Raw genomic sequence first — 15,895 nt, forward strand, 5'->3', positions numbered from 1 at the left:
TGGCATCATCGGGATCGCCTCCAGGATGTGTAGTTATAGCCAGTTTAGTCCGAAACGGCAAGGACGTACAGCGTCGCCCCGAGGGCACGCCGACTCCCGGGGGAACAGCGGGCAAGGCGAGACCCAGCAGCGACATCGTCGCGATGCGGCTCGCTGACCGCCCCCAGGAAAGCGGCGTGCCGGACAGGGCGGCTCGAAGGGCAATGAAAGCAGATGAGCGTCATCCCATCCGGGACGACGCTCATCTGCTTAAAATCATTTGAAGTTTTTCAGTGCCCTCGCAAATGGGTGGTCAAACGTCGTCATTTCAGTTTCAAAATGGAAACGCTATACGGTGCGAGTTCAAGTTCAAGTGAGTCTACGTCCCGGTCGTTCAGTAAATCGTGGGCACCACCTGTATGCCAGAGCGGGTTGAGCGTAGACAACGTATCTGAGTTATTGAAGTAGATCAAATACGTCTCGTCTTTCGAGCTCCGTTCGACGATGAGGGCGTTGTCTTCATCGTCGACGAGGTTGAACCGGTACGATCCTCCGTTCGCGAGCACCGGATGATCTTTGCGGAGCTGGATCAACTTCTGGACGAAGCGGAACAAGTTACGGTCTTCCTCGGCCTCGTCCCACGGCATGCAGCGGCGGCAGCCCGGATCTTGCTCGCCTTCGAGCCCGATCTCATCACCATAGTAAATACATGGGCTACCCGTATACGTGAGCATCGAAGTCATGAGGAGTTTGAACTTCCCTTTATGCCCTTTTGCCCGAGTGAGGGCCCGTGGGGTGTCATGAGAGTCGATCAAGTTGAACGTCACTTCGTTCACGTTCATCGTGTTCATCATCTCGACACGCGTCAACTCGTCCCGGAACTGTGACGCCGTCGTCCGATCGAGCGCGAAGTAGTTTAAGCTCGCGTTCGTGAACGGATAGTTCATGACCGCATCGAACTGGTCGCCTTGAAGCCACGGTTGGGCATCGTGCCAAATCTCACCGAGGATGTACGCTTCGGGGTTCGCTTCTTTTACAGTGCGACGGAAGTCACGCCAGAACGCGTGGTCGACCTCGTTCGCGACGTCTAAGCGCCAACCATCGATGCCGAACTCTTCGACCCAATAACGGGCCACATCTAATAGATAAGCTTTCAACGCCGGGTGTTCGGTGTTGATCTTCGGCATGTTCTTCTCGAAAGCGAACGTATCGTAGTTCGGCTTCGGTGCCGTCTCGATCGGGAAGTCGCGGAGATAGAACCAGTCGCGATACTCGGAATGCGGCCCGTTTTCGACGACGTCTAAGAACCAAGGATGGTTGTAGCCGACGTGATTGAACACCGCATCGAGCATGACTTTGATCCCGTTCTCATGAAGCAAGTCGACCAATTGTTTGAACTGCTCTTTCGTCCCGAACTGCGGGTCGATTTCCATATAATCGAGCGTGTCGTATTTATGGTTCGTCGTCGCTTTGAAGATCGGGCAGAAGTAAATGCCGGTGATCCCGAGTTCGACGATGTGGTCCATATGATCGATGATGCCTTGGAAGTCGCCACCGAAGAAGTTTGTGATCGTTGGCTCAGTGCTGTTCCAGGCGAGCGTCCCTTCAGGATCGAGTGACGCGTCTCCGTTCGCGAACCGGTCAGGGAAGATTTGATACCAGACCGTGTCCTTGACCCATGACGGGGCGTGGAAGATGTCGATCGGGTTGATGAACGGGACACAGAAGTAATAACCCGTATCGTCGAGCGGTTTATCTTCGAACCAGCCTTTTTCCGTATAGACGGCCGTCTCATTGCCGTCATGGAGCCGGAACCCGTAACGGAGGCGACGGAACGGCGGCTTGATCGCGATGAACCAGTAGTCGTACTGGTCGTCGTGGCCGATTTGTTCCATTGGTGTCTCGAACGTGCGCCAGTAGCTCGGCTTGTCCGGGTCAAAGTTCCACATCGCCGGGTCTTCTGAATGCCAGTCGTATGGGTCGTTCCAAATTAAGTCAACAGATTGGATATCATTTCTTTTCGTATGAAACCGAATATGGATCGTTTCCCGGTCGTATTTATAAACGAAAGGGGACATGGCGCGATGATAAATAGCTTCTTTGATCAAGTGAAATCGTTCCTTTCTCGATTGGGGTTGTAACCATTTTACACTGTCTGTTCCGAAAAGAAATGACAGTTGCGAAAACGTTTGCTCAAGCAAAGGGTAATAAAGCGTTTACATTTTGTCAATCACTGTTCATAACAATTATTGAACAATTGAACGTAGAAACGTTGAAAAAGAGATAAATGGGATACCTACAAGAAAAAATCGTAAAAAAAAGTCTTGTAAAACGCTTACACAACTGTATAATAAAAATTGAGGTGAGGATGCAAACGTTTTCACTGAGCGGCTGATTTCGTAGCGGAGTTGATTAAAATCAGTCGTTCAGTACGTGTGCGCAAATCTGACCATACTAATTTCCTTGGGGAGGTTTTTCATCATGAAGATGAAAAAAATGGTAGCAGGACTTTCAACGGCAGTATTAGCTTTCGGTGCACTTGCTGCATGTGGCGGCGGTACGGATAACGGTTCTACTAACGAAGGCGGTTCTACTAGCGAGAACAAGCCAGAAAAAATCGTAATTTGGGAAGATATTGAAAAGTCGGAAACGACGAAAGAAGTTGCGAAAGCGTTTGAAGAAGAACACGGCGTCGCAGTAGAAGTCGTCGAAGTTCAAATGACGGACCAAAAAGACAAGTTGGCGCTTGACGGCCCGGCTGGTAAAGGTCCAGATATCGTTCTCGTACCGCACGACCAAATCGGCACGATCGCTGACCAAGGTCACTTGGCACCGCTCGCTGACGAAGGCGCGCTCGAAGCGTTCACAGATGCTTCGAAATCGGCTGTCATGTTCGACGGACAAGCTTACGGCTATCCTAAATCAGTTGAAACACCAGTCCTCATGTACAACAAGGATTTGGTTTCAGAAGCTCCTGCTTCAATGGACGACCTTTACAAGTTGTCTACAGATCTTAAAGACAAAGGCGAGTACGGCTTCCTCGGTCTTTGGGATAACTTCTACTTCGCTCACGGTGTAATTGCAGGCTTCGGCGGTTACGTCTTCAAAGAAGACGGCGGCGCGCTCGACCCAACCGACATCGGCTTGAACAACGAAGGCGCAGTCAAAGGATTCGACTACATCGGCAAATGGTACCAAGAAGGCCTCTTCCCTAAAGGATTGGTCGGCGAGTCTGGCGGCCAAGCGATGGACCAACTCTTCACTGAGAAGAAAGCACACACAGTTATGAACGGACCTTGGGCTGTTGCTGGTTACCAAGATGCTGGCGTCAACCTCGGAGCGGCGGCAATGCCAACACTTCCGAACGGTGAGCCAATCAAGACGTTCATGGGTGTGAAAACATATGCACTCTCTGCGTACACTGAGAACCAAGAGTGGGCTGAAATGTTCCTCGCAGAACTTACAAACGAAGAGAACGCATTGAAAATGTTTGAAGCATACAACGAAATCCCACCGGTAGCAGCACTCGAGTCGAATGAGACAATCACATCGAACGAAGTTGCGAAAGCGGTATTCGATCAAGCGACAAATGCAATCCCAATGCCGAACATTCCTGAAATGGGACAAGTTTGGGAGCCAATGGCACAAGCGCTTCAGCTCGTAGCGACTGGCAAGCAAGATGCACAAAAATCAGCTGACGAGGCTGTTAAAGTCATCGAGCAACAAATCCAAGCAAACAACCAATAAGGATGTGAAATGACGGGGTACGCCACATGGCGTTCCCCCTCATTTTCTGAAATTGAGCAAACGCTTGCTCGATTGATTTGCTCAAATTGAAAGGAGAAATTGAGGATGGCTTCAATTCCGAACCCAAAAACACCGGAACAACGACCGGACAAACCGACCAACCATGCTCGGAACGCCGCATTACTCTCGATCATTCCGGGAGTGGGGCAGTTCTATAACAACCAACGTGCGAAGGCGATCGCGTTCTTTATCGTCATCATGTCTTATTTTGCAGTAAACTACGATCTGTTTTTCAAAGGGGCGGGCGCCGGACCTGGTGACCGTGGTGGCCTTTGGGGATTGATCACGCTTGGCGAAGTAGCGGGACCTCGTAACGACCACTCCATCTTCTTGATGGTAGAAGGTATTGTCGCAATAATTTTACTGTTCTTCGGTATCGCGTTCTACATTTGGAACATTCGTGACGCTTACCGAGTCGGTCGCATTCGTGATCAGCACCTAAACGTGCCAACGTTCCAAGTGCAACTTCGCAACTTGCGTGACCATGGATTCCCATACTTGATGTTGATCCCGTCGCTCATCTTGCTCGTCTTCACAGTCGTGTTGCCGCTGATCTTTACGTTCTTGATCGCATTCACGAACTATCGTTACAACAACGCGCCACCGGCAAAACTCGTCGAGTGGATCGGGTTCGAAAACTTTACGCGCATCTTTGAAATCGACATTTGGCGCGACACGTTCGTCGGCGTTCTCGGTTGGACGCTCGTCTGGACGGTCGCTTCAACGGTCGGTGTCATCGCGATCGGGATTTTCCTTGCCGTTCTGTTGAACCAAGAAGGACTTCGGTTCCGTCGCTTGTTCCGTTCAATCTTGATCTTGTCATGGGCCGTACCAGCGTTCATCACGATCTTGATTTTCCGCTCGATGTTCAATGAGTCGTTCGGTGTGTTCAATACGACAATCCTGCCGGCCTTTGGTCTCGATCCGATTAACTGGATGACCGACCCGACAGCGACACGTAGTGCGCTCATCTTGATTCAATGGTGGCTCGGTTTCCCGTTCATCATGACGCTCATGACCGGTGTCTTGCAGTCGATCCCGGGTGACTTGTATGAAGCTGCGACGATTGACGGCGCGAACATCTTTGATAAGTTCCGTCTGATCACATTGCCGATGCTCTTGTTCGCAACAGCACCGATTCTCATCACGCAGTTCACGTTCAACTTTAACAACTTTAACATCATCTATCTCTTCAACGGTGGTGGGCCGGCTGTTCCAGGACAAACTGCCGGTGGTACCGACATCTTGATTTCATGGATTTACAAATTGTCGCTCGGGGCCAACCCGCAATACGGACTTGCGGCTGCGATCACGCTCATCTTGTCATTCTTCATCATGACTCTAGCCGTCATCCAGTTCCGTCGGACAAAATCTTTCAAAGACGAGGATATGATCTGATATGAAAAAACAAAAACGAATCAATTTGGCGTTCTCTTATGTCATCTTGACGCTTGCGTCGATCATTATTCTCTATCCGATGCTGTGGGTAATGGGAACATCATTTAACCCGGGTCGTACGATCACGTCGACGATCATTCCGTCAAACCCGACGCTCATTCACTACAAAAACTTGTTTGACCTAACAATTTCGGATTATAGTTTATGGTATGTGAATACGTTGAAGATCGCGTTCATCACGATGGCGCTCGCCGTCATCTTAGTAACGATTACTGGTTATGTGTTCTCGCGTTACCGTTTCGTCGGACGGAAGAACTCGCTCATCTTGTTCCTCGTCTTGCAGATGGTCCCGCAATTCGTTGCCATCATCGCGATTTTTGTGTTACTCAACATGCTCGGCCTTCTTGATACGCATACAGCGCTGATTCTGCTGTACGCCGGTGGGGCGATTCCGATGAACACGTACCTGGCGAAAGGTTACTTCGATACGATTCCGAAAGAGCTCGATGAGGCTGCTCGGATGGATGGTGCCGGTCACCTTCGTATCTTCTGGCAAATCATTTTGCCGCTCGCGAAGCCAATTGTCGCAACGATCGCCTTGTTCAACTTTATGGGCCCGTTCAACGACTTCATCTTGGCATCGCTCGTCCTGCGTACACCTGAGAAGCAGACGCTAGCGGTTGGACTTTACAATATGATCTCGCGACAATTCGACAACAACTTCACGTTGTTCGCGGCAGGCGCCGTCCTTTCGGCCCTCCCGATCGTCCTCTTGTTCTTCATATTCCAACGTTACTTCGTCTCCGGTCTCACTGCGGGTGGTACGAAAGGTTAATACTCAAAAAGGGGGAAGCGATATGAGGCGAGGCGTCGTGCTCGTTCTCCTGTCGCTTCTTTTGTTTCCTACAATCGTCGGAGCGAAAGAAGCAGCAACATGGGAACAAGAACGCATGTACTTTATTATGGTCGACCGGTTCGTTGACGGGAATCCTGACAACAACGACCAAGTCGACAAGGATGATCCAAAAGCGTTTCACGGAGGCGACATTCGAGGTGTGATCGAAAAACTCGACTACATCGAATCGCTCGGATTTACGTCGATTTGGTTGACGCCTGTGTTTCAGAACATGCCGGACGGTTACCACGGCTACTGGATCAAAGATTTTTATGACATCGATCCCCAGTTCGGGACGAAAGAAGATTTGCAAGAACTCGTCGATGAGGCGCATAAGCGCGATATGAAAGTCATTCTTGACTTCGTCGTCAACCATGTCGGTCCGAAACATCCGTGGGTCGAGGAACGACCGGACTGGTTCCATGACGAGTTGCCGATCGTTCTCTGGCAAGACCAAGAGCAAGTCGAGACGCACTGGTTGTTCGACTTGCCGGACTTTAAAACGGAAGACCCTGAAGTGAAAGACTATTTGATCGACGCCGCTACTTATTGGATTGAAGAGACCGGCATCGATGGCTATCGTCTCGATACGGTCCGCCACGTCGATAAGCCGTTTTGGGAAGACTTCGTCGAAGCGGTGCGGGCGGTCGACCCTGACTTTTACTTGTTGGCCGAAGTGTTCGACCCGAATCCACAATACGTCGCCGAGTACGACAATTTAGGATTTAACAGTGTCACAAACTTTACGTTCTATGATCGCGTCTCGAAGACGATGACGCAAAAGCACGCCAACGTCGACGAAATCGACGTGGCGGCAAGCTACGCCGAGACGTTTTTCAACGATCCGAACCAAATGGCGACGTTCCTGGACAACCATGATGTCGAGCGGTTCATGCACGTCGCTGGACTCGGGGGAGCCGAGTCGGCAGAGCGGCGACTTCGCCTAGCGCTGTTCGCGCTCTATGCGTCGCCTGGTATGCCGATTTTATTCCAAGGGACAGAAAACGCGCAAACCGGTGGGGCCGATCCGGCCAACCGGGTGATGACGGATTTCCCAGGGAATGAAGAGTTACATGAGTACGTCGCGACGATGAACCGGATGCGGGAAGACTATCCCGTCTTCGCCACTGGAGAGCAACGGATGATTGCCTCGAAAGACGGCATGGCCGTGTTCGAGCGTCGCGACGGCGATGAGGTCGCCTTGTACGCTATTAATATGAACGATGAGGATACAGAGATTGAATTCGAGGTAAGCGAAGTCGGTGAAGATCAACGGCTCCGCGGTCTCTTGTTCTCACAACTTGTCACGGAAAAACGTGGCACGTTCACCATCAAGCTCGCTGGCGAGAGCGCCAACGCCTATGTCGTCGAGGAATCGGAAGTGAACATGTGGACGCTTGGTCTGCTCGTCGTCACGATCCCGCTGTTCTTGACGGGTCTGGTCATGTGGAAGCGACGCCGCGGCGCGAACTGAATACCCTGTCGCAGGGAACAATGAATTAACGGAAGCAAGGGGGAGCACCATGCAAATCACGATCAAAGATGTCGCCAAACACGCCAACGTCGCACCGTCGACAGTGTCACGCGTCATCGCCAACAGTCCGCGAATTAGCCAGAAAACGAAAGAACGTGTTCGTAGTTCGATGGAAGAACTCGGGTACCATCCGAACATCCATGCAAGAAGTCTCGCCAACCGCTCGACACAATCGATTGGTCTTGTCATGCCGAGCGCGGCGACGAAAATACTCCAAAATCCGTTCTTCCCGGAAGTGTTGCGCGGAATCAGTACGAAAGCCCATCAAAACGGTTATTCGTTGTATATGACGACCGGTGTGACCGAAGAAGAAGTGCTGTCGGGTGTCATCGAGATGGTCCAAGGTCGCCGGGTCGACGGTGTCATCGTCTTGTACTCACGCGAAGACGATAAAGTCGTCCAATATTTGCGGCAGACGAAGTTCCCGTTCGTCGTCGTCGGGAAGCCGTTCGGGGACGCCTCGTCAATCACGTACGTCGATACGGACAACTACTTAGCTGGTCGTGAAGTGACGAAGCACTTGTACAACCTCGGTCACCGCCGCATCGCCTTCATTGGCGGATCGGATAAATTGGCTGTCACGCAAGACCGTCGCAACGGGTACGCGACGGCGCTTATGGAAGCCGGGATCCCGGTACGGGAAGACTACATCGCCCGTGCCGAGTTCATGACGAAAGGTGGCGCCAAAGCGGTCCGGGAACTGCTTCATGTCGATGAGCCACCGACGGCTGTCGTCGTCAGTGATGATATGATGGCGCTCGGTGTCATCAGCACGCTCAGTGAGATGGGTCTGAAAATCCCTGAAGACGTCGCTGTCGTCAGTTTCAACAACGTCTATATCGCTGAGCATTCGAATCCGCCGCTCACTTCAGTCGAAATCAACATCTTCGGTCTCGGTTTCGAGGCGACGAACTGCCTGATCGAACAAATCGGCGATAGTGCACCACCGTACGGGAAACGTGTCATCGTCCCGCACTATTTAGTCGTCCGCCAGTCGTGTGGTCAAAAAAAGAATAGCCATGCGGCTGAATGAGTTGAAACCTTCCGTTTTCGTGCGGAAGGTTTTTTGTGCGGATTCTAACGCATACAAAGAAAGAACGTTCAATCCGACAAAAGTCCTGGCGTTACAAACAGATTACAGTTGTGAAAGAAATGGTTGAAAAAACAGGACGAGGGAACACTTATACTACCGGCAAAATAGCAAATCACGACAGAGCAGTCCGGCCAATAACCAAAAAAATATAGAATTTGAAAGGGAGATACAATCATGGATAACAAACGTTACGTAGGGACTTACTATCAAGAAGCAGAGCTTGTCTCGAAAATTGATGAACTTCGCGCGGCGGGACACCGCGAGGACGACCTGTACGTTGTTGTAAAAGATAAATCGAACCTTTCGATGGTTCGCGGCGAAACGGATGCAGAAGTAAAAGAAACGAAAGCATCGTGGCTCGATCGCTTCTTCGGAGTCGCAGACGGCGGCGATGAAGTGCGCCATACGTTTGATAAACTCGGCTTCTCAGAAGAGGAGACGGCACGCCACCATCAAGATATCGAAAAAGGCGGCTTCGTCTTGTTATTAGATACAGACGACGGCGTCTTGGACAACGGTCGCAACGACACGTTCGAAGGCGGTCGCACGTCAGCGGGCTATGGTTCTGAAGGGAACGAGGCTGGAAACATGACGTCGCGTGATCATGACCTCGGGACGACAGGTGCCGGACTTGGCGCAACGGGCGCGGGAGTCGGAGCGGACCGTCACCATGACATGGACGAGGACATTCGCAACCGTACCGACTTGACGGACGAGCAAAAGCTTGAGCTTCACGAAGAGCGCCTCCAAATCAATAAAGAGCGCGTTCAGACCGGTGAAGTCCGAGTCGAAAAAGAAGTCGTCGAGCACGAAGAACGGGTCGATGTCGAAGTCGAGCATGACGAAGTGCACGTCGAACGACGTCAAGTCGACGGGGACCGTGAAGCGACGGGCCATTCGTTCGATGCTACGACAGATCGCGACGAGATTCGTGTGCCAGTCACAGAAGAACGCGTCGATGTCACGAAGAAAGACGTCGTGGCCGAAGAGATTGTCGTCGGCACAGACAAAGTGAAAGATACAGAGACGGTACGCGAGACGCTTCGTAAAGAAGAAGCCCATATCGAAGGCGAAAACAGCCATCAAAAACATGACGCTGACCATAAGCGCCGTGATGAGCGCGACCGGATCTAATTGGATGACCAAGCACCTCGACAAGGATGGCTCTCTCTGAGGGACCATCCTTTTTTTCGCCAATTCATCTTACAGGAGGAACGAATGTTATGAAACATGCCATCATCTCTGAAGTATTTGACCAACCCGAGGTGTTGCTCAAGCGGACGATCGATTTGAAGCAAGAAGGATATAAAGAAGAAGACATGTACGTCTTCGTCAAACGGACTGAAACGGCTGACGCCATCCGACGCCATTCAAAACTATACGTACTAGTCGCGGATGAGCCGGATACGGTGGCGTCTCTCGTCACGTCAAGCGAACGGCCAATCGAGCGCTGGCTCGGCAGTATGCGGTTGACGCGCGAGCAGCAGGAACGATTCGTGGGTGAAGTCGAGCAAGGACGGTTGTTCCTTTACGTCGACGCGGATCAAAACGAGGAGATGGCGGACATTAAACGATTGCCGCGCGCTTCTTCCAAGGAGCATGAAGAACAGACGCTTGAACTCCACGAGGAGCGACTCGCGGTTGAAAAAGAAACGGTGCAGACGGGGGAACTCGTCATCGACAAGCATGTAACCAAGACTGAACAGACGATTGAAGTACCGGTTCGGAGGGAACACCTACATGTAGAGCGCCTTGCTGGTTCTGAAAATGTGATTGAAGACTACGACTTCGACAAACCTGGCATCCGGACGATCGACGAAGGGGACCAACTACGTATCCAAGTCATCGAAGAGCGCGCCTTCATCGTCAAGCGTCCAGTCGTCGTCGAAGAGATCATCGTCCGCAAGCAAGTGGATGAAGATACGAAGACGGTCACCGAGACGCTCCGTAAAGAAGAGATTGATATTAGGCAAGTGGGACAAGGCAAGATCACGATCGAGGACAATCCAACACCTAGAAAGGATGATAAATGATGAGTAACAAACGATTTGTTGATACGTACAAAGACGAGGCGGCACTCGTCTCAAAGATTGATCAACTGAGCCAAGACGGGTACGACGAGAAAGACCTTTACGTCGTCGCGAGAGACGAGGATAACGTCTCGCTCGTCAAACGGAACACTGACGCGAAAGTCGAGGAAGCGAACGCTTCTTGGATGCAGAAGTTCGCGGGCGTCGCCGAAGGAGAGCAGGAAGTGAAACGGGCACTCCTCGATCTCGGTTTGGCCGATGATGACGTCAACAAAGCGTACGGGGACATTATGGACGGTGGGTATGCCCTCATTCTCGATGAGCCCGATACCGGATTCAACGATGGCGACAACCAGGCCTTTGAAGGTCATGAAGCGAACGCCGCCTTCGGTCGCGATTCAGACGTGTGATACAGACGTACCTACTCTGGCCCAATGAGGCAGGGTAGGTTTTTTTCGTTCCAAAAGTGACAAAAAAAGAATGAAAAACTTTTATGCAAACGATTGCATTCTCGGTGTAGTCGTGTAAAATGAGAGGTGAGATTAAAAATACAGCGCTTTCATAGACAAGCGGTTGCACGATTCGGTTGTCTACTGACAAGTAGCCTTGTAGAGAAAAAGGAGTGGCAGACAGATGAAACGATTGTTTGCAGTCGACGAATGGAAAGTAACGGAAGAAGGGCTTCACCCGAACGAGAACCGTCTCGCAGAATCGATCACCTCGCTCGGTAACGGGCACATGGGGATGCGCGGGAACTTTGAAGAAGATTATTCAAACGATACGCACCAAGGATTTTACGTGGCGGGCGTCTACTATCCCGACAAGACGCGTGTCGGTTGGTGGAAAAATGGATATCCGGAATACTTTGCCAAAGTATTGAACGCGACGAACGTGGCCGGCCTGCGTGTCGCCATCAACGGGACGCCTGTCGACTTGGCGAAGTGGGAAGTCAAAGGCTTCACACGCGAACTCGATATGCAGCGCGGTGTCCTCACGCGGACGTTCACGCTCGTGAACGGATCCGAGGAGACGAACGTCGAAGTCGTTCGCTTCTTCTCGATCGTCGACAAAGAGATTTTGGCGATTCGCTACAACGTCACCCCGGTGAACTATGAAGCGAAAATCGAATTCACTCCTTATCTAGACGGGGACGTCGTCAACGAAGACTCGAACTACGATGAGAAATTCTGGTTGCCGGTCGAACACGGCGTCGAAGAACGGTTCGGTTTCGTCACGACAAAAACGAAGAAACTTGATTGGCACGTCACGGCGTCGATGATCGCCGACGTCGAAGACGCACGCTGTGAAGTGCTCGATGCGACCGACCTCTACGTCGCGAACCGCTTCACGGTCAAAGCGGCAGCGGGTGAGATGGCAACGGCGTACAAGTACGTATCGGTCGTCACGAACCGTGATCATGAAATTGACAATTTGCAAGGAGTCGGCATGCAGCGCGTTGAAGCCGCGTTCGAGAAAGGGTTCGAGACGCTCTTGGCGGAACAGACGGAAGCTTGGCTCGCCCGTTGGGAAAACGCGGACGTCCGCATCGACGGCGACGCGGAAGCGCAACAAGGCATCCGTTTCAACATCTTCAACATGTATCAAACGTATACGGGCGAAGACTCACGTCTCAACATCGGACCGAAAGGGTTCACGGGCGAGAAGTACGGTGGCGCCACGTATTGGGACACGGAAGCGTATTGCCTCCACTTCTACTTGGCGACGACGAAGCCGGAAGTGTCGTGGAACTTGCTCAAATATCGTCATAATCAATTGCCGCAAGCGAAAGAGAACTCGGTCAAAAACGTCGGGATGAAGGGCGCCTTGTATCCGATGGTGACGATGAACGGGGAAGAGTGCCACAACGAGTGGGAGATCACTCATGAAGAGATTCACCGGAACGGTGCGATTGCCCATGCGATCTTCAACTACACGAACTTCACGGGCGACAAGTCGTACCTAGGTCAATACGGACTTGAAGTATTGGTCGAGATCTCGCGTTACTGGGCTAGCCGCGTCAACTTTGTACCACACAAAGACGTGTACATGATCCTAGGCGTCACAGGTCCGAACGAATACGACAACAACGTCAACAACAATTGGTACACGAACTTGATCGCCGCTTGGACGCTCGAGTACACGCAAGAAGTGTACAACTACTTGAAAGAAGCAGAACCGGCACGACTCGACGAGTTGACAGCAACGCTCAACTTGACGGATGCGGAACTCGCGAAGTGGGCTGATATCCAAACGAAGATGTACTATCCGAAAGACGACCTCGTCCCGGACGTGTTCATGCAGCAAGACGGGTTCATGGATAAAGAGCAGATCTTAGTGAAAGACCTCGATCCGAAACACTTGCCACTTAACCAAAATTGGTCGTGGGACCGCATCCTCCGCTCGAACTTTATCAAGCAGGCGGACGTGCTCCAAGGCCTGTACACGTTCAGCGACCGCTTCACGCTCGAACAAAAACGTGCGAACTTCGACTTCTATGAGCCGCGTACGGTGCATGAGTCGAGCTTGTCGCCTTGTGTCTACTCGATCGTGGCAGCTGAAGTCGGTTATGAAGACAAAGCGGTCGAGCTGTACCAACGCTCAGCCCGACTCGATCTTGATAACTACAACAACGATACAGAAGACGGTCTTCACATCACATCGATGGTCGGTTCGTGGATGGCGATCGTCCACGGCTTCGCTGGGATGCGCGCCCTCGAGACCGAACTCACGTTCAGCCCGATGATCCCGAAAGATTGGGACGGTTACTCGTTCAACGTGCTCTGGCGCGGCCATCACTTGACGGTCACATCGACGCGTGAACAAGTGACGATCAAACAGACAAATGGAACGGACGTTACGATTCGTGTGTACGGAAACGCGGTAACGGTTCCGGCGAATGATTCAGTGACGATCGAGACAGTGAAAGCGTGACCAAACGTATCAGGGCAGCAAGTCGGCTTCGGCCGGCTTGCTTTTTTGTGATACAGGCGGGCACATCCCATTATTTTTGTTGTAGGCATGGCTTTGAATGTATGTTATCTTGATGCTTAGCTAATTTTGAAAGGGGAGACAGAACTTGACGGAATCCGTTAAAGAACACGCGCGCATCGGGATCGTTTCGATCATCGGGGGAGTGTTCGTCGCATTATCGATGACATTATTCTTAATCCCAGCGGGGGTTTACTCGACTGGGTTTACGGGCTTGGCCCAAATTTTCACGACCTTATTTGCCGGTACGCCGTTTGAGCTCGGTGAAGGCATTTGGTTCTTCATCTTGAACGTACCGCTTTTAGTCGTCAGTTATTTTATGCTCGGAAAGAACATGATGATCCATACGTTGATCAGCGTTGCCTCGGTCACCTTGTTCATTCGCGTGCTTCCGCAATCGCAGCTCCTCTCGGACGATCCACTCTTAAACGCCGTCTTCGGCGGGGTATTGCTCGCCATCGGGTCAGGCATCACGATTCGGTTCGGTGCCTCGACCGGAGGGTTTGATATCGTCGCCCTCATCCTAGCGAAGTTCACGAACAACTCGGTCGGCGTCTACTTGTTCCTCATGAACATGATGATCGCGCTTTGGGCCGGTGCTTTGTTCGGATGGCCGACGGCGCTGTATACGATCGTCTTCTTGTACGTGACGTCGAAAGTCATCGATGAGATTTACACGAATACACAGCGTCAGACGCTCTTCATCGTCACGAATCATCCAGACGAAGTGACGCAAGAGTTGCACCAACACGTGTTCCGCGGCATCACGCTCATGCCAGCGATCGGTACGTACTCGAAAGTCGAGAAAGCGACGCTCATGATGGTCGCCCAACGCCACGAAGTGCGTGAGATTACCCGTATCTGTAAAGATGCCGATTCACACGTCTTTATTAACGTCGTTCCGACGGAAGATGTTGAAGGGGCATTCCGACGCTGACAGGAAGTCAAGAAAACCCGCTGAACGATTTCAGCGGGTTTTTGTTATGACTTGATGCCAAATTTTTCTTCGAGGTAGATGGCGATGCCGTCATCCATGTTCGAAGCGGTCACTTCGTTGGCGACGACTTTGAGCTGGCTGATGGCGTTGCCCATCGCGACGCCCGTGCCGACGTAGTCGAGCATCTCGAGGTCGTTCTCTTCATCGCCGAAAGCGATGATGTTCTGACGGCTAATGTTCAAGTGCTTCGATACTTCGCGAAGGCCGAGCGCCTTCGATGTATTTTGGCTCATGACTTCGATCATGTGCTCGGGCATGCGCCATTGACGGTTCAAGACGGCTTCGGCGTGCACTTTGTTCAAGCTGGCCCGGACGTTGTCGACGTGTTCTTTCGTCGCGTGGATCAAAAGCGACGTCGGCTCGTCTTGCAAGTGCTTGAGCAAGTCACCAGATGTGACGCTGAGTGCCCGTTCGGCGTAGGGACCGTAAAATTCTTGCGGATCTTTATGGAAATAGACGTGGTCGGTCACTTCGACGACGATGTTGTGTGCTTTCGTCTCCGATACTTCTTCGATGATGTCGTGTGCTGTTTTAAGTGGGATCGGACGGTGTGTGACCGCGTAGGACATATCTTTCGGGTGATGGACGAGCGCTCCGTTGAAGTTGATCAAAGGCGTCGTCAAGCCGAGTTGTTCATAATACATGATCGAGTGACGATGGGGCCGTCCTGTTGCGATCATGACTTCATGGCCGGCATCACGAGCCGCTTGAAGAGCGCGGATGTTCCGCTCACTGATCGTCTTGTCATCTCGTAACAACGTACCGTCTAAATCGACTGCGATTAAATAACGTGACATAAGTCATCCTCTTTTCTACATTGTGTACTATTTCTCTGACCGTACCATATTTCACGTTTCGACGGAAAGAATATACAATCGAGGTCGCATATTGTACGGCAACAATGATATACTATTGCCGTATGGAATTTTATGAATCATCTGTGAGATGGAGGGGACTTTCGATGCGTTACTTAGTCACATTGTTCTGGGCGATCTTGCTTTCGAATACAGCAGTCTTTATCATTTCAGCTGTCGATGGCGTGACGTTCAATGCGGTGCTCGCAACAGCCTTTGGCGTGGTCATCACAATCTTTATCGCGCTCTTGGATACACTTAACCAAGACATGGGAATCAACGACGTCGCCCAAGAAAAGTAAGACGTCCACAACCAAACT

At 51.5% G+C, this 15,895-nt stretch carries 13 protein-coding genes; 11 read left to right on the top strand and 2 right to left on the bottom strand.

Features of this window, described 5'->3' with window-relative positions; translation table 11 throughout:
- Positions 1–302: 302 nt before the first annotated feature.
- Complete coding sequence (locus tag EVJ30_RS07430; RefSeq protein WP_131459086.1) at positions 303–2,087, bottom strand: glycoside hydrolase family 13 protein; 1,785 nt, start codon at positions 2,085–2,087, stop codon at positions 303–305.
- Between the two features lie 373 nt (positions 2,088–2,460).
- Here EVJ30_RS07430 and EVJ30_RS07435 point away from each other — a divergent pair, with 373 nt between their 5' ends.
- From EVJ30_RS07435 to EVJ30_RS07480, 10 genes are all read left to right on the top strand, one after another.
- Complete coding sequence (locus EVJ30_RS07435) at positions 2,461–3,726, top strand: extracellular solute-binding protein (protein WP_131459085.1); 1,266 nt, start codon at positions 2,461–2,463, stop codon at positions 3,724–3,726.
- A gap of 105 nt (positions 3,727–3,831) precedes the next feature.
- A complete protein-coding gene (locus tag EVJ30_RS07440) occupies positions 3,832–5,184 on the top strand; it encodes a carbohydrate ABC transporter permease (RefSeq protein ID WP_131459084.1) in 1,353 nt (450 codons plus the stop codon).
- A gap of 1 nt (position 5,185) precedes the next feature.
- Complete coding sequence (locus tag EVJ30_RS07445) at positions 5,186–6,019, top strand: sugar ABC transporter permease (RefSeq protein ID WP_070327830.1); 834 nt, start codon at positions 5,186–5,188, stop codon at positions 6,017–6,019.
- A gap of 22 nt (positions 6,020–6,041) precedes the next feature.
- Complete coding sequence (locus tag EVJ30_RS07450; RefSeq protein ID WP_131459083.1) at positions 6,042–7,553, top strand: alpha-amylase family glycosyl hydrolase; 1,512 nt, start codon at positions 6,042–6,044, stop codon at positions 7,551–7,553.
- A gap of 49 nt (positions 7,554–7,602) precedes the next feature.
- Positions 7,603–8,646 (top strand): LacI family DNA-binding transcriptional regulator, encoded by a 1,044-nt coding sequence (locus EVJ30_RS07455; protein WP_070327828.1) that lies wholly within the window; start codon positions 7,603–7,605, stop codon positions 8,644–8,646.
- A gap of 234 nt (positions 8,647–8,880) precedes the next feature.
- On the top strand, positions 8,881–9,840 hold the full coding sequence (locus tag EVJ30_RS07460) for a DUF2382 domain-containing protein (RefSeq protein ID WP_131459082.1): 960 nt from the start codon (positions 8,881–8,883) through the stop codon (positions 9,838–9,840).
- A gap of 89 nt (positions 9,841–9,929) precedes the next feature.
- On the top strand, positions 9,930–10,739 hold the full coding sequence (locus EVJ30_RS07465) for a YsnF/AvaK domain-containing protein (protein WP_161568807.1): 810 nt from the start codon (positions 9,930–9,932) through the stop codon (positions 10,737–10,739).
- A complete protein-coding gene (locus tag EVJ30_RS07470) occupies positions 10,739–11,146 on the top strand; it encodes a general stress protein (protein ID WP_236636039.1) in 408 nt (135 codons plus the stop codon). The genes EVJ30_RS07465 and EVJ30_RS07470 overlap by 1 nt, the downstream gene beginning before the upstream one ends.
- 223 nt (positions 11,147–11,369) lie before the next feature.
- Positions 11,370–13,667, top strand: coding sequence for a glycoside hydrolase family 65 protein (locus tag EVJ30_RS07475; RefSeq protein ID WP_131468566.1), 2,298 nt, complete (start codon positions 11,370–11,372; stop codon positions 13,665–13,667).
- Positions 13,668–13,812: 145 nt separating this feature from the next.
- Positions 13,813–14,661, top strand: coding sequence for a YitT family protein (locus EVJ30_RS07480; protein ID WP_131459078.1), 849 nt, complete (start codon positions 13,813–13,815; stop codon positions 14,659–14,661).
- Positions 14,662–14,705: 44 nt separating this feature from the next.
- Here EVJ30_RS07480 and EVJ30_RS07485 read toward each other — a convergent pair whose 3' ends face one another.
- A complete protein-coding gene (locus EVJ30_RS07485) occupies positions 14,706–15,518 on the bottom strand; it encodes a Cof-type HAD-IIB family hydrolase (protein ID WP_131468568.1) in 813 nt (270 codons plus the stop codon).
- A gap of 164 nt (positions 15,519–15,682) precedes the next feature.
- On the opposite strand from EVJ30_RS07485, the gene EVJ30_RS07490 reads away from it, so the two are divergent.
- Positions 15,683–15,877, top strand: a complete 195-nt coding sequence (locus tag EVJ30_RS07490) for a YjzD family protein (protein WP_070327820.1) — start codon at positions 15,683–15,685, stop codon at positions 15,875–15,877.
- Positions 15,878–15,895 lie beyond the last annotated feature (18 nt).

The sequence above is a fragment of the Exiguobacterium sp. SH5S13 genome (assembly GCF_004337085.1).
Classification (GTDB): domain Bacteria; phylum Bacillota; class Bacilli; order Exiguobacteriales; family Exiguobacteriaceae; genus Exiguobacterium; species Exiguobacterium aurantiacum_A.